Source organism: Pseudomonas sp. 32_A (genome assembly GCF_017490905.1).
In the GTDB taxonomy this organism is placed as follows: domain Bacteria; phylum Pseudomonadota; class Gammaproteobacteria; order Pseudomonadales; family Pseudomonadaceae; genus Aquipseudomonas; species Aquipseudomonas inefficax.
The window spans coordinates 1-21187 of the sequence record NZ_JAFGYI010000063.1; the positions used below are offsets into that span (position 1 = coordinate 1).

At 62.9% G+C, this 21187-nt stretch carries 21 protein-coding genes and 2 pseudogenes; 11 read left to right on the top strand and 12 right to left on the bottom strand.

The window, feature by feature from the left end; all coding sequences use genetic code 11:
* Positions 1–235: 235 nt before the first annotated feature.
* Positions 236–409: pseudogene (locus tag J5M58_RS24630) on the bottom strand (ankyrin repeat domain-containing protein); the annotation flags it as partial.
* 107 nt (positions 410–516) lie between these two features.
* On the opposite strand from J5M58_RS24630, the gene ggt reads away from it, so the two are divergent.
* The 3 genes from ggt (at position 517) to J5M58_RS24645 (ending at position 3685) form a co-directional block, all read left to right on the top strand.
* On the top strand, positions 517–2307 hold the full coding sequence (gene ggt / locus J5M58_RS24635) for a gamma-glutamyltransferase (protein ID WP_207879930.1): 1791 nt from the start codon (positions 517–519) through the stop codon (positions 2305–2307).
* A gap of 70 nt (positions 2308–2377) precedes the next feature.
* On the top strand, positions 2378–3259 hold the full coding sequence (locus tag J5M58_RS24640; protein WP_112252531.1) for a LysR substrate-binding domain-containing protein: 882 nt from the start codon (positions 2378–2380) through the stop codon (positions 3257–3259).
* A 189-nt stretch (positions 3260–3448) separates the two neighbouring features.
* Positions 3449–3685: a hypothetical protein gene (locus J5M58_RS24645; RefSeq protein ID WP_112252530.1), complete on the top strand. Its 237-nt coding sequence runs from the start codon at positions 3449–3451 to the stop codon at positions 3683–3685.
* 71 nt (positions 3686–3756) lie between these two features.
* On the opposite strand, the gene J5M58_RS24650 is transcribed toward J5M58_RS24645, so the two are convergent.
* The 4 genes from J5M58_RS24650 to J5M58_RS24665 all read right to left on the bottom strand — a co-directional run bounded on the left by J5M58_RS24650 (position 3757) and on the right by J5M58_RS24665 (position 7777).
* Positions 3757–4356, bottom strand: coding sequence for an START domain-containing protein (locus J5M58_RS24650; RefSeq protein ID WP_112252529.1), 600 nt, complete (start codon positions 4354–4356; stop codon positions 3757–3759).
* Positions 4357–4445: 89 nt separating this feature from the next.
* Positions 4446–5282, bottom strand: coding sequence for a bifunctional allantoicase/(S)-ureidoglycine aminohydrolase (locus J5M58_RS24655; protein WP_013972924.1), 837 nt, complete (start codon positions 5280–5282; stop codon positions 4446–4448).
* 106 nt (positions 5283–5388) lie between these two features.
* Positions 5389–6780 carry an LLM class flavin-dependent oxidoreductase gene (locus J5M58_RS24660; protein WP_112252528.1) on the bottom strand — a complete coding sequence of 464 codons (1392 nt, stop codon included), beginning with the start codon at positions 6778–6780 and terminating at the stop codon, positions 5389–5391.
* A 16-nt stretch (positions 6781–6796) separates the two neighbouring features.
* Entirely contained in the window at positions 6797–7777 is a 981-nt protein-coding gene (locus tag J5M58_RS24665; RefSeq protein WP_207879931.1) for an aliphatic sulfonate ABC transporter substrate-binding protein, read from the bottom strand.
* 196 nt (positions 7778–7973) lie between these two features.
* Between J5M58_RS24665 and J5M58_RS24670 the strand changes: the two genes are divergently transcribed.
* Positions 7974–8858 carry a hypothetical protein gene (locus J5M58_RS24670; protein WP_207879933.1) on the top strand — a complete coding sequence of 295 codons (885 nt, stop codon included), beginning with the start codon at positions 7974–7976 and terminating at the stop codon, positions 8856–8858.
* A gap of 139 nt (positions 8859–8997) precedes the next feature.
* The gene (locus tag J5M58_RS24675; RefSeq protein ID WP_133972030.1) at positions 8998–9681 is read left to right on the top strand and encodes a TetR/AcrR family transcriptional regulator; all 684 of its coding nucleotides are present in this window, start codon (positions 8998–9000) and stop codon (positions 9679–9681) included.
* A gap of 148 nt (positions 9682–9829) precedes the next feature.
* On the opposite strand, the gene J5M58_RS24680 is transcribed toward J5M58_RS24675, so the two are convergent.
* Positions 9830–10837, bottom strand: coding sequence for a GlxA family transcriptional regulator (locus J5M58_RS24680; RefSeq protein WP_112252524.1), 1008 nt, complete (start codon positions 10835–10837; stop codon positions 9830–9832).
* Between the two features lie 161 nt (positions 10838–10998).
* Between J5M58_RS24680 and J5M58_RS24685 the strand changes: the two genes are divergently transcribed.
* On the top strand, positions 10999–11469 hold the full coding sequence (locus J5M58_RS24685) for an FAD/FMN-containing dehydrogenase (protein WP_112252523.1): 471 nt from the start codon (positions 10999–11001) through the stop codon (positions 11467–11469).
* Positions 11470–11693: 224 nt separating this feature from the next.
* Positions 11694–11906 carry a PLDc N-terminal domain-containing protein gene (locus J5M58_RS24690; RefSeq protein ID WP_112252961.1) on the top strand — a complete coding sequence of 71 codons (213 nt, stop codon included), beginning with the start codon at positions 11694–11696 and terminating at the stop codon, positions 11904–11906.
* A gap of 46 nt (positions 11907–11952) precedes the next feature.
* Here J5M58_RS24690 and J5M58_RS24695 read toward each other — a convergent pair whose 3' ends face one another.
* Positions 11953–12273, bottom strand: a complete 321-nt coding sequence (locus tag J5M58_RS24695; RefSeq protein ID WP_112252960.1) for a hypothetical protein — start codon at positions 12271–12273, stop codon at positions 11953–11955.
* A gap of 228 nt (positions 12274–12501) precedes the next feature.
* Between J5M58_RS24695 and J5M58_RS24700 the strand changes: the two genes are divergently transcribed.
* Both J5M58_RS24700 and J5M58_RS24705 read left to right on the top strand, forming a co-directional pair.
* Positions 12502–12912 carry a RidA family protein gene (locus tag J5M58_RS24700; protein WP_207879935.1) on the top strand — a complete coding sequence of 137 codons (411 nt, stop codon included), beginning with the start codon at positions 12502–12504 and terminating at the stop codon, positions 12910–12912.
* 99 nt (positions 12913–13011) lie between these two features.
* Positions 13012–13884, top strand: a complete 873-nt coding sequence (locus J5M58_RS24705; protein WP_112252958.1) for a DMT family transporter — start codon at positions 13012–13014, stop codon at positions 13882–13884.
* Here the strand turns inward: J5M58_RS24705 and J5M58_RS24710 are convergent.
* Both J5M58_RS24710 and J5M58_RS24715 read right to left on the bottom strand, forming a co-directional pair.
* Complete coding sequence (locus J5M58_RS24710; protein ID WP_207879937.1) at positions 13881–14600, bottom strand: TorF family putative porin; 720 nt, start codon at positions 14598–14600, stop codon at positions 13881–13883. The genes J5M58_RS24705 and J5M58_RS24710 overlap by 4 nt on opposite strands.
* An 81-nt stretch (positions 14601–14681) precedes the next feature.
* A complete protein-coding gene (locus J5M58_RS24715) occupies positions 14682–14933 on the bottom strand; it encodes a hypothetical protein (RefSeq protein ID WP_112252956.1) in 252 nt (83 codons plus the stop codon).
* Between the two features lie 329 nt (positions 14934–15262).
* On the opposite strand from J5M58_RS24715, the gene J5M58_RS24720 reads away from it, so the two are divergent.
* Both J5M58_RS24720 and J5M58_RS24725 read left to right on the top strand, forming a co-directional pair.
* Entirely contained in the window at positions 15263–16726 is a 1464-nt protein-coding gene (locus J5M58_RS24720) for a DUF3300 domain-containing protein (protein ID WP_112252955.1), read from the top strand.
* Positions 16723–17616, top strand: coding sequence for a DUF2950 domain-containing protein (locus J5M58_RS24725; protein ID WP_112252954.1), 894 nt, complete (start codon positions 16723–16725; stop codon positions 17614–17616). Before J5M58_RS24720 ends, J5M58_RS24725 begins: the two co-directional genes overlap by 4 nt.
* A 25-nt stretch (positions 17617–17641) precedes the next feature.
* On the opposite strand, the gene J5M58_RS28085 is transcribed toward J5M58_RS24725, so the two are convergent.
* The 3 genes and pseudogenes from J5M58_RS28085 to J5M58_RS24740 all read right to left on the bottom strand — a co-directional run.
* Positions 17642–18412 (bottom strand): DUF6708 domain-containing protein, encoded by a 771-nt coding sequence (locus J5M58_RS28085; RefSeq protein ID WP_243432510.1) that lies wholly within the window; start codon positions 18410–18412, stop codon positions 17642–17644.
* 386 nt (positions 18413–18798) lie between these two features.
* Positions 18799–19353, bottom strand: a complete 555-nt coding sequence (locus J5M58_RS24735) for a DUF6708 domain-containing protein (protein WP_243432512.1) — start codon at positions 19351–19353, stop codon at positions 18799–18801.
* A gap of 197 nt (positions 19354–19550) precedes the next feature.
* Positions 19551–21187: pseudogene (locus J5M58_RS24740) on the bottom strand (hypothetical protein); the annotation flags it as partial.

Genomic DNA, 21187 nt, shown 5'->3' on the forward strand with positions numbered 1-21187 from the left:
ACAATACGGGCTCGATGCCCTTGGAGCGGCTCCGCTTCATGACCCTCCCTCGATGATCAGTCGAGAACTTTCGCCTCTTGTGAGGCGAAAGTCGAGATACAAGGAGCGGCCTTGTGTCGCGAAAGGGGGGCGAAGCGCCCCCGGGATCTTCGCATTCCTGCAAAATTGCCGGGGCCGCTTTGCGGCCCTTTCGCGACACAAGGCCGCTCCTACAAGGGCAGTGCCTGGCTTGAAATCAGCGGGCGAGTAACGTCTCCATCTCCCGATACCCCCGCTGCCGCGCATGCTCCAGCGCAGTCACTCCATCCTTGTCGGCAATCTGCCGATCTGCCCCGGCCGCCAGCAGCCGGCGCACGGTCTCTACATGCCGCGGCCCACCGTCGCCGAGGATCACCGCCTCCAGCAAGCTCCTCGGTGTCCTGCCCGCATCCTAGAAAAAACACGCCAGGGCTTGAAGTCAAGTTTGTGCATGACCCACAGTGCCTTGCTGAATAGGTAATGGCAGGAAGCTTAACGATGACATTCCCCACCCCCCTGATGGGCGCCTTGTGCTTGGTAGCCGCCAGTGGCTGGGCCTGCGCCGATCAGGTGCTGCCGGCGCCACCGGAACTGGCCTCCGGCTACCGCACTGGCCTGCAACCAGTGCATGCCAGCCGGCACATGGCCGCAGCTGCCAACCCGCTGGCCAGCGAAGCGGGGCGGGCGATGCTGCTTGCCGGTGGCAGTGCCATCGACGCGGCCATCGCCATGCAGATGGTGCTGACCCTCGTCGAACCGCAATCCAGCGGCATCGGCGGCGGAGCGTTCATCCTTTACTGGGATGGCCAGCGCGTGCAGGCCTTCGATGGCCGCGAGGCAGCCCCGGCGGCGGTGACGGAAAACCTGTTCCTGCAAGCCGATGGTTCACCGATGCCATTCAGGGCTGCGCAGATCGGCGGGCGTTCGGTGGGTGTACCGGGAATTCTGCGTGCCCTGAAGCTGGCCCATGAGCAGCACGGCAAGCTGCCCTGGCGCGACCTGTTCGCCCCGGCCATTGCCCTGGCACGCAACGGTTTCGCGGTTTCCGAACGCCTTCACGCCCTGGTGGCGGGCGACCCGTTCATCGCCCGGTCACCGGCCATGGCCCGCTACTTCCTGGATGAACAGGGCAAGCCGCTGGCGGTCGGGACTACCTTGCGCAACCCCGAGCTTGCGCAAACCTTCGAGCAGATTGCCGAGCAGGGCGCTGATGCGTTCTACACCGGTGAAATCGCCGAAGCCATGGTGGCCAAGGTCCGTGGCCACGCCAATGCCGGTTATCTGTCGTTACAGGACCTGCAGCAATACCAGGCCAAGGAACGCGAGCCGGTATGCGGGCCTTACAAGGCCTGGCGCATCTGCGGCATGCCGCCACCATCATCGGGTGGGGTGACGGTGCTACAGACTCTGGGAATTCTCGAAGCCGTGCAGCGCGCCTCGCCACAACGCGATCTGTCGGCGCTGCGGCCTGTAGCGACTTCGTCCCCGGCTGGCCTGGAGGCGCCGCCGTTGGCGGTGCACCTGGTTGCCGAGGCCGAACGCCTGGCCTACGCCGACCGCGCCCAATACCTGGCTGATAGCGATTACGTGCCGGTCCCGCTCAAGGCCTTGACCGACCCTGCTTATCTGGCCAGCCGCGCAGCGCTGGTTGGCGAGTACTGCATGAAGCGCGCCCGCCCGGGCCAGCCGCAGGGCGCCGACCTGGCCTTGGCGCCCGACCGCTCGCCACTGCGCATTTCCACCTCCCACCTCAGCGCGGTGGACGATAGCGGCCAGGCCCTGGCCATGACCACTTCGGTGGAAGCGGCGTTCGGCTCGCACCTGATGGTCAAGGGTTTTTTGCTCAACAACCACCTGACCGACTTCTCGTTCATCCCCCGGGAACAAGGCAAGCCCGTGGCCAACCGGGTGCAACCGGGCAAGCGACCGCTGTCGGCCATGGCGCCGACCCTGGTGTTCTCGCAAGCCTCCGGCGAGCTGGTGGCCAGCCTGGGCTCGCCTGGCGGCTCGCAGATCATCGGCTACGTGAACAAGGCGCTGATCGGCCTGCTGGATTGGCAGCTCGACCCGCAGCAGGCCGCCGGCCTGCCCAACTTCGGCAGCCGCAATGCCGGCACCGAAGTGGAGGCGGGGTTGGCCAGCCCGGCGCTGATCCGGCAGTTGGCAGCCTGGGGGCATGAGGTGACGCCGATGACCATGACCAGCGGTATGCAGATCATCCAGCGCAGTGGCAAGGGCTGGTTGGGCGGTGCCGACCCTCGGCGCGAAGGGGTAGCGGTCGGCGACTAGCAGTGCGCGTTGCGGTGCAGCAGGTGGCGTGATAGAAGTCAGTCTTGCCATTCAGAAGTTGAATATCAAGATGTCAATCAGCTTGAAATCGAATAGGGCCCTGTTCGACCTCGACCTGCTGCGCGCCATTGTCGTGGTGGCCGATTGCGGCAGCTTCACCACGGCTGCTGCCCGCCTGCACTCCACCCAATCGACCATCAGCCAGAAGGTGCGCCGCCTGGAGGATATGGTTGGCCACCGCCTGCTGGTGCGCGGCAATCGCGATGTGCTGCCGACCGATGCCGGGCAGACCCTGCTCGGCTACGCCCGGCACATGCTGGCGCTCAACGACCAGATGCTCGAAGCCCTGGCCGGGGCGATGGTTGGCGTGACTGTGCGCCTTGGCGTGCCAGAGGACTTCGTGGGCGGGCGTACCACCAATGCGCTGTCGGCCTTCAGCCGGCTGCACCCGCAGGTGAAGCTGGAAGTGACCAGCGGCCTGTGCCGCGACCTCAGCCAGGCCTATGACAACGGCGAGCTCGACCTGGTGTTGCTCAAGCAGCGGCGTAACAGCCGCGAAGGCGTGGCCTGCTGGCCCGAGCGCCTGCAGTGGATCGACAGCGCGCGCACACCGGCCTTCGAACTGGACCCGATCCCGCTGGTGACTTTCCCGCCCCGCGGCCTGTACCGCGACGACATGATCACCGCCATCGAAGGCATGGGCCGGCGATGGCGCATCAGCTTCACCAGCTCCAGCCTCAGCGGCATCCAGGCCGCGGTCGCCGATGGCATGGGCATCAGCCTGCTGCCGCCACGGGCGGCGACTGGCGAGCACCGGGTGCTGGGGGCAGGGCAAGGGCTGCCGGAGGTCGACAGCTATGAAATTGTCATCGTCCACCGGCCGACGGCGGATGTGATGGTCAAGGCGTTGGCCGAAGTGATGACGCAATTGTTGGCGGGTGGCGGCATCTGAGCGCTGCAAATGCGGTAGCGGGGTTCGGTGACGCGTCGATTGCCTTGGGACTATGACTGTTGCCTCGATCGTTCCCACAAGGCAGGGGCGGGTTTCTGATTGATTTGCGGGGACTCTGGCTAAAGCCATCCAGACTGGGCCGAGCATAGGATCTGCTCCCCCCCCCTTTGATCTCATTCCGGAGACCCTATGAAAAAGATTGCATTCATAACCTTGCTGGCCGCCGCGGGCCTGGTTCAGGTAGCCCATGGCAACGAGCCTGAAGATGCGGATACTGCTGTCAGCGAAACGACTGCAGCGTCTACCGAGCAGCCTGAAGCCCGGCGCCGGACCATCCGCAGCATTGGCGTGCCAAGCACACCCTGCCCCGACGGCACCTACCCGACTGAAGTCGGTCATTGCAACCCGTCCTTCGAGTTTGACTGAAGCCCGGGCATTCTGGCGGGCGGCTCTCCGGCAAGCATTTGCCGGGGCGCTTGACTACCGCGAAGTGGGCCTCATGGCTGACGCTCGGCTACGGCCCTCAGGGTTCTGAGGGTTACCACCGGCGCATCCACCACGAACCGATTGGCCAGCCAACCCGGCACATCCCCTGCCGGGTCGGCTTGCAACTGGTAGATCACCTCGGTCTTGCGCTTGCCCAGCGGCTTCATGATCCATTCGCCCGACAAGTGCTGCACGCGGATCAGCCCGGGCTCTTCGGGCAAACGGCCCGGATCGGCGCTGAGGTGCCGCACCAAGGTACCGTCGTCAAGCCGCTCGGTGGTCACCTTCAGTACGATGTCGCGCGGCATCGTCGGCCACGGCAGGTTGGTGGTCAGGTATATCCAGGTGTTTTCGCCCTGTACATCCAGCAAGCGCATCTCGGCGCAGGCGTACAGCCACTTGCAGGCCACCCGCAGGTTCTCCTGCAGGTCGGTGAGTGTACGAACGCTGGCATTCATGGTGCTGATGCCACGGAATTGCTGGTAGGGCGAGTCGGGGGCGGCGCTCAGATACACGCGGATGCCTTCGCGGTCGTAGGCCAGGTTCCAGTCATCGGCGGCCGGGGCGGGCGTGCACAGCAGCAGGGCGGCGAGCAGCAGGCAGCGGTTCATGGCTGGTACCGCGCGGGGATGGGTGTTTCAGTATGCGCGGCAAACAGAAAGCCCGCCAGGTTGGCGGGCTTTCGGGCATCAGCCTGGGCTTAACGCTTAGGGTTCAGCGTCAGGTGCACATGACGGTTCACGTCCTTGTACAGCAGGTAGCTGAACTTGCCTGGGCCGCCGGCGTAGCAGGCTTGCGGGCAGAAGGCGCGCAGCCACATGAAGTCGCCGGCTTCCACTTCGACCCAGTCCTGGTTCAGGCGGTACACCGCCTTGCCTTCCAGCACGTACAGGCCGTGTTCCATCACGTGGGTCTCGGCGAACGGAATCACGCCGCCCGGCTGGAAGGTGACGATGTTCACGTGCATGTCGTGGCGCATGTCGGCCATGTCGACGAAGCGGGTGGTGACCCAGCGGCCTTCGGTGCCCGGCATTTCGATGACGGTGGCGTTGTCACGGTGGGTAACGAACGACTCGGGAACGTCCAGGCCTTCGACCTTCTGGTAGTGCTTGCGCAGCCAGTGGAAGGTGACGTTGGACTTGCTGTTGTTGCGCAGGCTCCACTCGGCGCCTGGGGCCAGGAAGGCGTAGCCGCCCGGTACCAGGGTGTGGTGCTTGCCTTCGACGGTGATGTCCAGTTCGCCTTCGACGATGAACACCACGGCTTCGGCGTTCGGGTCCAGCTCAGGGCGTTCGCTACCGCCTTCCGGGGCCACTTCGACGATGTACTGGGAGAAGGTTTCGGCAAAACCGGTCAGCGGGCGAGCGATGACCCACATACGCATCTTGTCCCAGAACGGCAGGTGGCTGGTGACGATGTCACGCATCACGCCCTTGGGGATGACGGCATAGGCTTCGGTGAACATGGCACGGTCAGTCAGCAGCTCGGTCTGAGCCGGGTGCCCACCGTGGGGGGCGAAGTAGGAATGGTTCGACATGGACGATCTCGACTTGTTGTTCTCTCCCCATGCCGTGAACCGCACCGGCCGGTGCGGCGCAGGGGATGTGGCGACAGAATAGGGTCGAGTGTGTGCCATCCACAAATTAAATGTTGGAATACCCGGTATTTGCCGGTTGAATGCGTACTTGTCGGCCTGCGTGCTCTTCCGGCAAGCGGTCGCCTTGGCCGAAAAGCTTGTGGCGCAAGGTGCCTTCGGCATAGCTCAGCGGGTAGCGGCCACGGCGTTGCAGCTCGGGCACCAGCAACTCGACCACATGGGCCAGGTCGTCCGGTTGCACTGCGTAGGTCAGGTTGAAGCCATCGATGCCGGTCTGGTCCAGCCAGCTTTCCAGCTGGTCGGCCACCTCGCTGGCAGCACCCACCAGCACCGGCCCACGGCCACCCAGGCCAATGAATTCGGCAGCCTCGCGCACGGTCCAGCGGCGGTTCGGGTCGGCGGCGGTGAAGGCGGCCAGGGCTGCGCGGCCGGCATCGTTCTCGACGTATTCGATCGGCGCATCGGGGTCGAGGCCGGCAAAGTCGATGCCGGTCCAGCCCGACAGCAGCGCCAGGGCAGCATCCAGGTCTACATGGCTGCGGTACTCGGCGAAGCGCGCCTCGGCCTCCTCACGGGTGGGGGCAACGATCAACAGCGCCTGGGCGTAGATCAGCACCTCGTCCCGGCCACGCCCGGCCACCTCGCTGGCCTGGCGGATACCGTCGGCGTAGCGGCGCAGTACCGTGGGCGTCGGCCCGCTGATGAACACGCACTCGGCGTGCCGCGCCGCGAACTGCTGGCCGCGTGCCGAAGCACCGGCCTGGAACAGTACTGGCGTGCGTTGCGGCGAAGGTTGGCACAGGTGCATGCCTGGCACCTGGAAGTGTTCACCCACATGGTTGATGGGGTGCACTCGGGCAGGTTCGATATAGCGTCCGCTGTCACGCTCCAGCAGCACCGCGTCTTCCTCCCAGCTTTTTTCCCATAGTTTGTACAGCACCTGCAGGTATTCCTCGGCAAGGTCATAGCGCTGGTCGTGGCCCAGCTGGCGCGCCAGGCCCAGGTTGCGCGCGGCGCTGTCGAGGTAGCCGGTGACGATGTTCCAGCCGACCCGGCCATTGCTCAGGTGGTCGAGCGTGGACATGCGCCGGGCGAAGGGGTAGGGGTGTTCGTAGGTGAGCGAGAAGGTGACGCCGAAGCCCAGGTGCTCGGTAACCCCGGCCATGGCCGGCACCAGCAGCAGCGGGTCGTTGACCGGCACCTGCACGCCACCGCGCAGGGCGGCTTCGGGGCCGCCCTGGTAGACGTCGTAGATGCCCAGCACATCGGCGATGAACAGGGCGTCGAACAGGCCGCGTTCAAGCAGGCGGGCCAGGTCGGTCCAGTAGTCCAGGCGGTTGAAGGCCACGCTGGTGTTACGTGGGTGGCGCCACAGGCCGGGGGACTGGTGGCTGGCGGCATTCATGCTGAAGGCGTTGAAGCGGATCGGGCGGGGCATGGTGGGCGTGCTCCGCTCAAGGCAACACGGAAGCCGGGTAGACCGCGTCGGCTACCTGCAGCTTGCGTGGAATCAGGCCCAGGCCCTGGAAGGTATCGGCCAGCTTCTGTTGCTCGGCAACGATCTGCGGGGTAATGGCCACGGCGTTGTAGTTGCGCCGCTCGCTGGCCACTTGCAGCACGCTGGCGTTGATCCCCAGTTGCGGAGCCAGCAGCGCGGCGACTTCGGCAGGCTTGGCATTGGCCCACTGGCTGACCTTTCCCAGCTCGGCGAAGAAGGTCTTCAGCAAGGCGCGATGCTGGTCGGCGAAGCCGGCGGTGGACAGGTAGAAGGTGCGGTTGTTGGACAGACCGCTGCCATCGCGCAGGTTCTTCAGGCCCGGTTGGCTTTCTGCCGCGGCAAGGAACGGGTCCCACAGGGTCACGGCCTGGACGCTGCCCGATTGCAGGGCGGCCACGGCATCGGCGGCGTTGTTGACATAGGCCGGGGTGATGTCCTGATAGCTGAGGCCGGCCTGTTGCAGGGCAACGGCCAGCAGGTACTGGGCGTTCCAGCCGCGGCCAGTGGCCACGCGCTTGCCCTTGAGGTCTTGCACGCTGGCCAGGTGGTCCTGCTCGCGTACCACCAGGCCGATGCCGCGTGGGTAGGGTTGCTCGGCGGCCAGGTACACCACTGGCTTGCCTGCGGCCTGGGCGAACACCGAGGGTGCGTCGGCGGCATGGCCGAGGTCGATGGCGCCAGTGCTCAAGGCTTCGAGCAACTGCGGGCCGGCGGCGAACTCGTGCCAGCTGACTTTCACGCCTTGTGGCGCCAGGGCCTTCTCCAGGGCGCCGCTGCCCTTGAGGATGTTGATGCTGTTGAACTTCTGGTAACCGATGCGCAGAGTGCTGGTTTCGTCAGCCAGGGCTTGGGACCAGGGCAACAGGGTACTGGCGACACTGGCCAGCAAGCCGCCGATCAACAGGCGGCGCAGGGGGGAGAAGGCACGGGCGGGCATGGGCATTGCTCCTTGAGCTGGAAGGGAAACGATGTGCCCAGACTAAGGAGGTGGCGTTTGGCTTTCAATTTTTATATTCCTGTTGGTTAGATTGTTTTGTTATTTTTATATCCTTTTGTTTTGTAACGATTGGTCCGTTTCGACATTTTTTTCACATTCGCTTGCTAGGCTCCCCGGCATTCCCGAGGAGCCCTACATGTTGCACATCCTGCGCAAGCGCAGCACTCCTATTGCCTTGGCCGCAACCGCCGGCCTGCTCACCGCCACCCTGGGCTTCTTTGCCTGGCAGAGTTTCTACCCGGTCCAGGCTGCCTCCGGCTGGGACGTCGAGGTGCTGCACCGCGATGTGACCAAGGCCGCGTCGCTGCTGCCGCAAGCCGATGGCAGCCTGCTGGTCAGCCGTGAACTGGATGATGGCCGTGGCAGCATCCTCAGGATTACCGCTGAAGGCGACCGGGTGGTAGTCATCGACAACTTGTCCAAGCCAGACGGCATGGTGGCAGCGCAGGGTGGCTGGGTGTTCAGCCAGGAAGGCGGGCTTGCCCCGGTCAGCCTGGCCCGCGATGGCCAGGTCACGCGGCTGTTCGACGGCGAGAGCGTGCAGGGCCTGTGGAACGACGGTGAGCACCTGTACGCCATCGAGGACCGCAAGGGCAATGGCCGTTTGATGCGTTATGACTGGCGCAGCGGCCAGCTCGATGTGCTGCGCTCCGGCCTGACCGAAACCGAAGGCCTGACCCGCTGCAGCGACGGGCGTTTGCTGTATACCGAAAAGGCCTACGGCAAGGTCCGCGCGCTGTCCGACGATGGCCGGGACCCGGTGGTGGTCGATGGCCTGCGCAACCCGACGTTCCTGTTCTGCGACCAGCGCGGCCTGTGGATCAGCGAAGACAACACCCACCGAGCCCGGCTGCTGCGCATCGATGCCGACGGCTCGAGACAGGCCGTGCTGTCGTTCCTCAAGGCGCCCCAGTCGATCGTCGCCGATGGCAAGGGGGGCTACCTGCTGGCCGAAGGCGGGCGCAACCGCGTGCTGCACCTGACGCCGCCGCTGGAGCGCAATACCGCCCAGCGCGACTGACCCGGCGCCTGGCTGGGCAGGCGCCGTTTGCAGATGGCCAGTAGCCGTGGCTGGTGGCCACCCGACCAACAGCGCGCTTCCCTGCATGGCTGCGCTCACGGATAATCCCCCCATTCCAATAAACAGCCTGTGAGTGGGTATGAGTGATTCCGTAGTCAGCCTCGGCCAGCCTGAAACCGAAGGGGGGCGCAAGACGCGCAAGAACAACCCCGAGAAAACGCGCGAGGACATCCTCCAGGCCGCCATCAACGAGTTCGTCCAGCAAGGGCTGGCCGGTGCCCGCGTCGACGCCATTGCCGAGCGCACCGCCACTTCCAAGCGCATGATCTACTACTACTTCGGCAGCAAGGAGCAGCTGTACTGCGAGTGCCTGATCAAGCTGTACGGCGATATCCGCAAGACCGAGCAAAGCCTGGACCTGGAGTCGCTGCCGGCCGAGCAGGCGATCCGCCGGCTGGTGGAGTTCACCTTCGATCACCACGACCGCAACGTCGATTTCGTGCGGATCATCTGCACCGAAAACATCCACTACGGCGAGTACGTCAAGCAGTCGCCGGCGATTCGCGAAATGAGCAGCCTGGTGCTCGAGGCCTTGGGCAATACCTTGCGCCGTGGGGTGCAGGAAGGTGTGTTCCGCGCCGGCATCGAGGTCATCGACCTGCACATGCTGATGAGCTCGTTCTGTTTCTATCGGGTTTCGAACCGCCACACCTTTGGCGAGATCTTCCAGATCGACCTGTCCGATGAGCAGGTCAAGGCGCGTCACAAAGCGATGATTTGTGATGCGGTGTTGCGGTATATCCAGATCGAGCGCCGCCCCTGAAGGTTTTCCAGTGCCTGGGCCGGCCTCTTCGCGGGTAAACCCGCTCCCACAGGATCACCGCTGTCCCAAAGATTTGCACAGTACCTGTGGGAGCGGGTTTACCCGCGAAAGGGCCGGCCCAGGCGACACATGAATGAAGCCTTGATGCTCACTCGCCCAACCGCTGCTCACGCGACGGCGGGTAGCCAAAGTAGGCCGCATAGCACTTGCTGAAGTGCGACACCGAAACAAACCCGCAGGCCACTGCCACCTCCATCACCGACAGGTCGGAATACTGCAACAGCCGGCGGCTCTTGGTGATGCGCAGCTCCATGTAGTAACGCCGTGGCGAGGTGCCCAGCTGGGCCTGGAACAGGCGGTCGATCTGCCGGCGCGAGCGCCCGCTGTAGGCGGCCAGCTGGTCGAGGCTGAGGGTTTCCTCGAGGTTGTTCTCCATCAGTTCGACGATGGTGCGCAAGTGCAGGCTCATGGACTTCTTCGCGCCCGGGCCGACCTGGCGGTAGCGGGCACCAGAGAACGACAGGATTTCCTCGACGCCTTCGGCCAGGCCGTCGCCATACAACCGGCGCACAAGGCCAAGCATCAGCTCCATGGCACCATTGGGGCTGGCAGCGCTGAGGCGGTCGCGGTCGAGGGTGAAGCTGGCCGGGGTAATCCGCGTCTGCGGGCTGCGCTCGGACAGGCTGGCACGCTGTTCGGGGTGGATACTGCAGCCATAGTCGTCCAGCACCCCGGCGCGGCCGAGGAACCACGCGCCGTTCCACAACCCGCCCAGGGCCATGCCGTGGGCCGCGCAATCGCCCAGCAGGCGGTCAAGCTCGGGGTACTTCAATGGCGTGCGCAGGCCGCCGCAGATCACCAGCAGGTCCAGCTCCTTCAGCGCCTCGGCAGACAACTCGGTGGCCACCAGCTCCAGCCCCAGGTCGCTGAGCACGCGGTCGCCATCCAGCGACAGCGGGGTGAACCGGAAGCTGTCGGCGCGCAGCAGGTTGGCTGTGACCAGCACGTCCATGGCCACCGTGAAGCTGGCCATCGAAAAGTGTTCGAGCAATACGAAATCGACCCGATAGGGGGCTTGGGCATTGGCGCTGGTGGACTTCAGCCGCAGCATGTTGCTGGTACTGGTCTTCTTGCTGAACTGGCGTGGCGTGGGCACTCTGGACTCCGCTTGCTGGCTGGCCTCGAGAGTGTGGCGGGTGGCCGGGGGAAAGACAATCTCCCGGGTGGCCGTGTCGTGTTCCAGGTCGTGTTCAGACAACCTGTCTGGCCTGGCCCGTTGCCGCTATGCTGATGCTCCCGTCACTGAGGATGCCCTTGATGAAGTACGCCACTGCCCTGTTGCTTTGCCTGATGCCATTGCTGGCCAATGCCCTGGAACCGGGCGACAGGCTCGCGCCGTGGACGCTGCTCGACCAGCACGACCAGGCCTGCAGCCTCGACGCCGGTACGCAAATCCTGCTGGTGGCGCGCGACATGGATGGTGCCAAGCTGGTGAAGGCGGCGCTGGCCGACCAGCCCGAGGGTTATCTGGAAGCGCGCAATGCGGTGTTTGTTGCCGACATCCAGCGCATGCCGGCGCTGATCAGCAAGCTGTTCGCCATCCCCGCCATGCGCGATTACAACTACCGGGTGCTGCTCGACCGCGACGGGCGGGTAGCCAGCCGTTATCCCGGGCAGGATGGCCAGGTGCAGTGGTTGCAACTGAAGCAGGGCAAGTTGGTGAGCCAGCGGGCATTTGCCGACGCGCCGGCGTTGAAGGCGGCGCTGGAGACTGCACCTCGGCATTGAGAGCTGTCACCGCCCCCTGTAGGAGCGGCCTTGTGTCGCGATGGGCTGCGCAGCAGCCCCCTGCGATCTTTTGTAGAGCAAAAATCCTGGGGCTGCTGCGCAGCCCATCGCGACACAAGGCCGCTCCTACAAAGGGCCGCGGTGCCATGCCGCCAGGCAAATCAATCTGAACCCTCGGCAGCCTCTGCAACCCAACCCATTACATGCCAAATGGGAGAGCGCTCATGGAAATCGGAACGATCTGGATCATCATCGCGGCCTTTGTGATTCTGCTGGAAATCTGGGCCATCTGGCACATCATCGGCAGTGACCGGCGCGCCGAGCGCAAGATGCTGTGGATCGTCTTCGTGGTCTACGCGCCATTCCCAGGCTTGCTGTTCTGGGCCTGGCGTGGCCCCCGGGCGGTGAAGGGCAGGGCGGTGCTGGAGGAAAAATGACCGTGCGCGGCATCAGGCGCGGGGGCGCCTGATGCCGGCCCTTGCGCTAGACGATGCTGAAACGGATCGCCGACCCCAGGCCGTCGACCATCAGGCAGCCATAGAATTTTACACTCGTCAGCACACGCAGGCGCTTGAGCTCCGCGTGGATTAGATCGCGGATCCACCGTTCGGCCTCGTTGGCCCGGCCAACAGGTGTGACGCTGTCTAGCTGAACCTGCCCCAAAAGGGTGGTTTCGATGTGTTCGACGGTATCCAGCCCGATGTTCTCGCGCAAATGCTGGCGTGCCTGTGCCGCATCATATTCATCCGCATCCGGATCGCGTGGCTTGATGGTGTAGGCGAGTAGAAATTGATGTTTGCTCATGGTGTTTTCCTTGTTGCATGCAGGCCTCCATGCCGGGGCCTTGCAATCTAGCGCCTGGCGGCCACTGCGCATACAGACGCGTGGTTCAAGGAAGCCAGCGCGCTGTGCGAAACGTCTTACACCTGGCGCCTGCTTCGCGGGCAAGCCTGTTCCTGAAAACCGCGCTTGACCTCAAGTTGACTCAAGGTTCGATACTCCGTCCCTCCTCCAACTGATCGAGGGCTTATCGTGAGCCATTCAACCGCGTTCCAGCTGAGCAATCCCGAGGGCCTGTACGACCCCAGCGGCAATGCCTATTCCCATGTCGCCGAGGTTCGTGCCGACAGCCGCCTGCTGTTCATCGCCGGCCAGGGCGGGGAGGATCGCAACGGGCGGCTGTCACCGCTGTTCGCCGAGCAGGCGCGTCAGGCGCTGGCCAACCTGGAGATTGCCCTGGCGTCGAAAGGCGCCAGCCTGGCCCAGGTGTTCAAGCTGACCCTGCTGATCGTCGAGCATTCCGAAACGCGCCTGCATGAGTGGGTAGCCGAAGCTGACAAGGCCTGGGGCCCAGGCATGAAACCGACCTGTACGCTGATACCGGTACCCCGGCTGGCGCTGGACGGCATGCTGGTGGAGATCGAGGCGTTGGCAGCGATATAGGCCCGGGCGATTCGGTGCTGGCGTCAGATAAACACTATGTTGTATATCGGTGCTCGCCCTACCAGCATGGCAACCATTGATCTCAGAGGTGACCACACCATGAGCACCGGCACCACAACGCTCACCGGCCGCAAGGCCCGGGCCTGGGTCTGGCCTGCACTTTTCAGCCTGGCGGCCTTCGCTGCCAACTCGGTGTTCTGCCGGCTCGCGCTGAAGGATGGGGCCATCGACCCGGCGTCCTTCACCGTGGTGCGGCTGGCCAGTGGTGCACTGTTCCTGCTGCTGTTGATCCGCCTCCGCAAACCCGCGCTTGCCATGGGGGGCAGCTGGCGTGGCGGCCTGGCGCTGTTCCTCTATGCATTCCTGTTTTCTGCGGCGTACCTGCAGTTGGGCGCGGGCGCGGGTGCCTTGCTGCTGTTCGGCGCGGTGCAGATCACCATGTTCGGCTTCGCCTGGTACAAAGGCGAACCTGTCACCGCGCGGATGCTGCTGGGCATGCTGATCGCCTTTGCCGGCCTGCTGGTGCTGCTGCTGCCCGGTACCGCGGCGCCCCCCTTCGCCAGCGCCTTGTTGATGGCTCTGTCCGGCGTGGCCTGGGGCGTGTACACGCTGCTGGGCAAAGGCTCACCCCGGCCGCTGGCCGACACCGCTGGCAATTTCGCCCGGAGCCTGCCGTGCCTGGTATTGCTGTCGCCGATGTTGTTAATGGGTGCCGGCTGGCACCTGAGCCCGCTTGGCTTGCTGTATGCGCTGGGTTCCGGGATGCTGGCCTCGGGTGCGGGCTATGCCGTGTGGTACAGCGTGGTCAGGCAAATCAGCGCGCAGCAGGCGGCGACCATGCAGCTTGGCGTCCCGGTGATTGCAGCGTTGGGCGGGGTTGGCCTGATCGGCGAGCCATTGTCGTTGCGCTTGCTGGTGGCGTGCGTGGTGGTGTTGGGCGGTATTGCCCTGGCGCTGGCATCGCGGCGTTAAAAGAAACTGCGTTGCGCCTTGAGCGTGACCATGCTGTCGCAATAGGTGTTGATGCCCGAATACGCATCACACCCGCCACCACTGAGGTTGGAGTTGCTGTAGATCAGGTTCAGGTCGATGCCGAGCCAGGGTCGGGAGAGCTCCAGCGACCAATCGGAAAAGGCATGCACCGGGCTGCCACCATCAATGGTGAATGGCGTACCCAGGCGGTGATGGGCTAGCTTGACGCTCAGGTCGACCTCAAACAGCGGCAGTTGGCCGAAGTCGGCGAACAGCGTGCCGGTGCGGTTATCGGGGTTGTCGCGTAGCGCCCCACCGAAACGGCTGCCCAGCACCGAAACGCCACCGTACAGGGCATAGCTGTCGGGGCCAGCGATGTTTGGCTGACTATAGTGGATCAACCCCACCTCGTAGCCCAGGCTGCTGTCGAACTGGTGCTTGTAGCCCAGGTAACTGTCCAGCCTCAAGGTGGAGTCGGGCGTCACGCCCATGCTCGGGGCGTACTGGCCGAGGTACCAACCGTTGGGGTGGCTGAAGTCGAGGCCGCCGTGGAACGCACCGATGGCGCTGGGAGATATCAGCCCTTGGGCCATGCTGCGTGAGGGTGTGGTGCCGAGCGTGAAGTCGAAGCCGCCCAGTTCGCGTTTGATCTGTTGGGCCAGTAGCACGGGGCTGAACAGCAGTGCAGCACTCAGCAACAGAAGGGGCCTGGTCATGGTCTCCGTCCTGGAAGGCTTGCGATTGAGCGGTAGAGCATACCTGTGCAGGTAACGGGAGGGAACCGCTGGCTGGCCCACTCAGCCTTTGGTCGAACGGTCGGCGTCGGCAGCTTCGGTCACCACAGGCAGGTTGCCGGCACGCTGGATTACCCGCCGTTGCTGCTCGTAGTCGTCAAGCGACAGGCCACGGCGTTGCAAGGATTCCAGTTGCAGTTGACGGGTTTCTTCGGCGGTGTAGGGGCGCAGTTCGGGGTGGCTGGCACAGCCGCTGATGATGGCGATGGCAATAACGGCAAGGGTGGCGGACAGCAGGCGGGCCAAGGTGTTCATCAGGTAGCTCCAAGGGGCCGGGGTGGTGGGCGGCGAGTCGATGGAGCTAGGTTATTCGGCCATGTCGTTCGGCAGAAATTGCCATTCTCGATAGTGACTATCGATGGGTTCAACACGGGTTTGAATATTGTGGAGTACCTGTGGGAGCGGGCGTGCCCGCGAAAGGACCGGTACAGTCAATTACAGATCTCAGCCCAGCCTTGTCATGGATTCAAAGGCAGCAACCACTCCCACCCTTGGAACACGAAAATTTCGCGCACTCGCATCTGGTCAAAAGCAGCGCCATTGCTACCCTTAACCCACGCGGTCTGATCTCATGGAGAGAAGCGATGCGCATCCCATTGACAGCGGTCCTGTTGGTAATCCTGTATCTGAATGCCGCGCCTGCTCCGGTGCAGGCAGAGGATGTACCCGCCCCGGACCCGGCACCACAAGCCGACACGGTCGCGGCCAAGGACCCGGTGTTCACCCAGGAGCAACTGGACCAGATGCTTGCGCCCATCGCGCTGTACCCCGATGCGCTGCTGGCACAGGTATTGATGGCCTCCACTTATCCGGGGCAAGTGAGCGAAGCGGTGACCTGGTCCAAGGCCAACCCCAAGGCCACCGGCGACGATGCCGTCAAGAAGGTGGCGAACCAGCCATGGGACCCAAGCGTACAAGCGCTGGTGGCCTTCCCGCAGGTGCTGGCAACCCTGGGGCAGGACCCGGTCTGGGTGCAGCGCCTGGGCGACGCCTTCCTCGCGCAGCCTGACGATGTCATGGGCGGCGTGCAGCGCCTGCGTCACCAGGCCCAGGCCGCCGGCAACCTGCAAAGCAACCAGTACCAGAACGTGACCGTGCAGGCCGCCCCGGCACCGGCACCGGCCTCCAGCGGTAGCAGCGCCCAGGTGGTTACAGCCAGCAGCCCGCCCACCACCATCATCATCGAGCCGGCCGACCCCCAAGTGGTGTATGTGCCCAGCTATAACCCGACCACCACTTACGGCACCTGGGCCTACCCGGCTTCGCCGCCGGCATACTACCCGCCACCACCCATGTACTACCCCGGTTCCGCGCTGGTGGCAGGCCTGGCCTTCGGTACCGGCGTGGCGATCGTTGCCTCGCTGTGGGGTGACTGTGACTGGGGCAACAACGATATCGACATCGACGTCAACCGCTACAACAACATCAACGCCAACAACCGCATCACCAACAACCAGAACAAATGGCAACACAACGCCGCCAACCGCGACGGCGTACCGTACCGCGACTCCCGCAGCCGCCAGCAGTACGGTCGCCAACTGGACGGCGCTACCCAGCGTACTGCCTTCCGCGGTGACGACGCCCAGCGCGCCCAGGCGCGGGACAAGGCCAGGGCGTCGATGGACCGGGCTGGCATCGAACGGCCAGCCACCAGCAACCGCCAGGCACGCCAGCAGATGCGCGAGGCGCAGGCGGGCAATTCTATCGGCAACCGCATGCAGCCCCGTAGCGACAACCCGAGGGCAACCGACCGCCGGCAGGAAACCCGCAACACCCAGGCTCGGCAGCAGAGCAACCAGGTGAACCAGCGCAGGCAGGGCGAAGGCCAGGGGCGGCAGCTTGCGCAAAACCGGCCTTCCAATACCGCCGGCCGGGCGCGTAACAATGCTTTTGACGGCGTGCGTTCACCCTCACGCACCAGTGCGCAGGCCAATCGTGGTCGCACCAGCCAGTCGTTCGCCCAGCGCCCGAGCGCATCGCGTGCCGCCGGGCACCAGATTTCCCGGCCCAGTGCGCCCGCACGCCGCGGGGGAGGGGGCCGCCGATGAACCGTCAATCGATAGCGGCGCTGGTGATCGCAGCCGGCCTGGCCTGGTCAACCCAGACGGCTGCGCAAGAGGCCTTCCCGACACCGGAAAAGGCCGTGGAATCCTTTGTTGCGGCGCTGGGCGAGGAGAAACCTGATGAAGCCCGCCTGGCCCGATTGCTGGGCGATGACTGGCGTACCTACATACCGCGCGGCGGTGTGCAACGCAGTGATGTTGACACCTTCCTGGCGCAGTATCGCGCGCAGCACAGCATCGACATGTCGGGGGCAAACAAGGCCATCCTCGCGGTGGGCAGTGATCACTGGACGTTGCCCATACCTTTGACCAAAGGCGGCGAGGGTTGGCGTTTCGACCTCAAGGCCGGCAGCGCCGAAATCCGTGCCCGGCGTATTGGCCGTAATGAACTGGGTGCCATGCAATCGATGCTGGCCTACCACGATGCGCAGATGGACTACGCCACCCAGGACCACAACGGCAACGGTGCGCTGGAGTACGCGCAGAAGATATTCAGCGAGCCCGGCAAGCATGACGGGCTGTACTGGGACGACGACGGCGATGGCCAGGTCAGCCCGCTGGGCCCGCTGTTCGGCCAGGACATGGTCGGCGACGCCTGGTATGGCTACCACTTCCGCATCCTCGACGCACAAGGCCCATCCGCTCCAGGCGGTGCCTATAGCTACCTGATCGGTAACCAGATGAGCCGCGGCTTCGCCATGGTTGCCTGGCCGGCCAAGTACGACGATACCGGGGTGATGAGCTTCATGATCAGCCATGACGGCGAGGTATTCGAGAAAGATCTCGGGCCGCACGGCGACAAACTGGCCAAAGAGATGAAACGCTTCGATCCGGATGACAGCTGGAAGGTGGTAGACGTGCCGACGGGGGATTGAGCCGCTCGGATTACCCCGCCACGCTTCATGGGGCTGTTCTCGATTCCAGATCCATCTCGGACGGCCAGTTTACCTTCGGTGCCAAACGCAGGGCGAACTCACACCACAGCGCATCGTTGTGGTCTTTGGGTTCGCCTGGTGGCGACAGGGCTGAGGGGCCTTCCTGCATGTAGGTGCAGATGTAGGCCCAGGCATGCTCATTGGCGCCCATCGTGACCAGAGGAAAACGGTCGATGACATTGTTTGTGCCTGGGGCAACGATGGAGAGTGTGACACCCCATTTGAAAATTAATCCACCGTTTGGCAGTGCGCCGGTCTGGGACCAGCGCTCGGCGCGGACTTGGAACCAGTCGTAACTGACCGGTACGACTTTGCCCTTGTCGAAGGGGTTCCACCACTGATGCTTGAAGTTGTAGGCGTAGATTTTATTACGGGCCCGGTTGAATCGAATGGGCAGGTCTCGGGGCGCTGAGAGATCTGCCCGGAACAGGACAACAGTGCACCATGCTGACAATGAGAGCATGATGATTTCCTGAAGAACACTCTCGATGTCCGTTGGGTTTGTATGCCTGATCACCCAAGGAAGGTCAACCAGGATCGAAATCAGAAAGATAAGTGCCAATATCGAAACGATCCCACGATACGCCATTGCTGAGCGACAAATGTCGAGGTAAATATCATCTTGAAAGTTCGGCGTATGGGGAGCCAAGCCAGGTTCTAAAGTCGGTGCATCGAAGGGCGATGGCAAGTCCTCTTGCCAGCCAGTGCAGGGGGGGGGCAGTCTTGGGCGGCTCATTGTTTGTCATTCCTGCTGGTACGTAGATTGTTTTCTTTTTGCAATAAATTGGGCGCATCCGGTGGCCTGAATCGTGTGGTGGTCGGACAGTGGCAATGATCCTTGGATGCTGGAGCTCCCGTCGCGGATGACACCCATTACCTGCGGATCGTGGTCGGGCATCTGCGACAGTAGCTGGGGGACGACCCCACGGCGCCGACCATATAACCCCTGTGGGAGCGGGCGTGCCCGCAAAGAATCCAGCGCGATGCATGGCACCGGCTGCGCCGGTGTTCGCGGGCATGCCCGCTCCCACATTGACCGCATTGTCTTCAAGTCACGCGTAGTACCGGTGGAAGCTGGCCTACCTGGGTTTGGGCCGGAGCGAGCAGCGCAAGACAGTAAGCTCAGGGGGCGGTTCTCGACTCCAGATCCATTTCCGCTGGCCACACTACTCGGGGTGCTAGGCGCAGCGCGAACTCACACCAGAGCACATCGTTGTGATCCTTGGGTTCCCCGGGTGGTGGCAGGGCTGAGGGGCCTTCCTGCATGTAGGTGCAGATGTAGGCCCAGGCATGTTGGTCGGCACCCATGGTGCTCAGGTGAAAACGGTCGATGACGTTGTTCGTGCCTGGCGCAACGATGGACAGCATGACACCCCATTTGAAAATGATCCCGCCGTTTGGCAGGGCGCCGGCTTGTGACCAGCGCTCGGCACGGACTTGGGACCAGTCGTAACTGACCGGCACGACCTGGCCTTTGTCGAGGGGGTTCCACCATTGGCGTTTGAAGTTGTAGGCGTAGATTTTCTGGCGCGCACGGTTGAACCTGATGGGTAGGTCGCGAGGGGGACATATATCAACTTGGAATCCAAAAAACGTACACCAAACGCCAAGGAGCAGCACAAAAACTCCAATAATGACTAGCTCAATGCTGCCAATACTCCAGCTTTTGAAGATCATATGAGGAACCTGCAGCGTAAATATGGCCGCAGGTAGAGAGAGCGCCGAGAGGATACCTCTAGGTGAAATAGGGTGGCGAGGCACTTCAAGGTAAATCGTATCTTGATGGTTTGGTATCTGCCTGCCCAAATTCCTGTCAACGACTGGAGGAGTGGCTGGGCCAGGCAGATCCTCCTTCCAGCCCGCGCAAGGAGGGATTAGTAATGGGGAGGCCAATTGAGGTGCTCCAAAGATCTGATGCTGTTCTCTGTCATTGTTATCTGTGCACGAGCCGACTCGTCATCAGGATCAGGCCAATAAATCAGGCTCAACTCCAGAGAGGTAACGTTGTGGTGATCTGTCAAGGGGAATGCCCCTTGGATGTTCAGGATCCTGCTTTCTGTGTCGACGCTTTTGTGTAGGCTGTTTAGTATGTCGTCTGCAAAAACACCGGCAACACTCAGTGCTGAGCTTGATGGCAATACTAATCTAGTGCTGTCTCCTGATAGGGTGATGGTTCCTTTGCTTCCCCCGGTTCGATGCAAGTCCAGCTTCCATTGATAACGTGAAGTACCCACCGTGAAATTTGGCATGCTCAAATACGCGTTCAGTACAAAGCCTGCTGCCACCGTACTGCTATCACTGGTTACTGATTCACTTCCCCCCTGTTTGAAGCCAATTTTTATCGAGGCCTCTGCTCTCATGCCAAGAGCTGCGGCATTCAAAGCGCCAATAGCCAAATCAATACTTTTTGCCTCACACCAATACCGATGTTCGGGTGGTAACCCCCATCTGCTACGTCGAGCCCATAGTTCTGTCGCGGAGGATTCTTTTTGCTTCGCCCTGGTCGCCAATGCGTATGCTGTCAAGCCCAAGATTATCGCGATCCCCAGCGGCCCTAGCAATGTGCCTGGGACAAGGGCGGCATAGCCCGCCGGGAAGATCGTGGCAAAGGCAATGGCGCTTGCATAACCATAGGTTTGGGCGGACGCAACGTCCCCCTGGTCAGCTGATCTTCGCGCAGCGAAGGCATATTGTGCTGCGTCAGATACCCCCGCGAGTGCTGCTATGACGCCACCGAACTTAGCGATGCGCTCACCTAAATTCACAGTGCTAATAGCGCTTGGCCATAGCTTTTCCGGGCGAAGTAACTGTGCGGTAAGTCCCACACTCTCTACGCTTGTTCCCAGCACACCAAGGGAAGAAGACCATATTGCGGCGATCGCTTCCGAGTCTACGTTGGAAGTTTTAAGTAGCGCCTGATAATTTTTGCGCAGGCTATCTTGATGGAACCATATTCCGCCTAGCCCAAGCATCAGGCTGGCGCTTGTCGTGTTTGTTACAGCACTCCGCAAACTATTAGTCGTATCGCTTGCCAAACTACGAGCCGCCTCTGCACTTAGCCGAAAAGTGTTTGTACCGACAGTAATTGTACGCGCCAGCATAGTGGCTCTCGATACGGCACTTGCCCGCAATTGAACTAGCCGCGCCTGCAAACTCTCGGCGCTTTCCAGCGTCCAGAGCATCACCTCGATCATCTGGCTACGGTTACCCGCTGCCGCAATATTGATCGCCCCACTCAGCACCATGGCCCGCACCTTGCGGCCCAGGGGATCACGGAACTGTTTGTCTACCTGCTGCAGAAACGCGTCGGTCCGCGCCTCCAGGGCTTCATTGAGCAGGCTCATGTACTCGCCCACTGTCAGCGACACGCGCAACGGCGTTACCTGCTGCCCGGCGAACAGGGCAAACGCCGAGCGATGCACATGGCCGATCAGGGTCTTGGTCCGTTCACTCAGGTGCTGGCTGAGCGCATTCCCTGCGCTGTTGGTCGCGGCCAGCAACTGGCCAACGG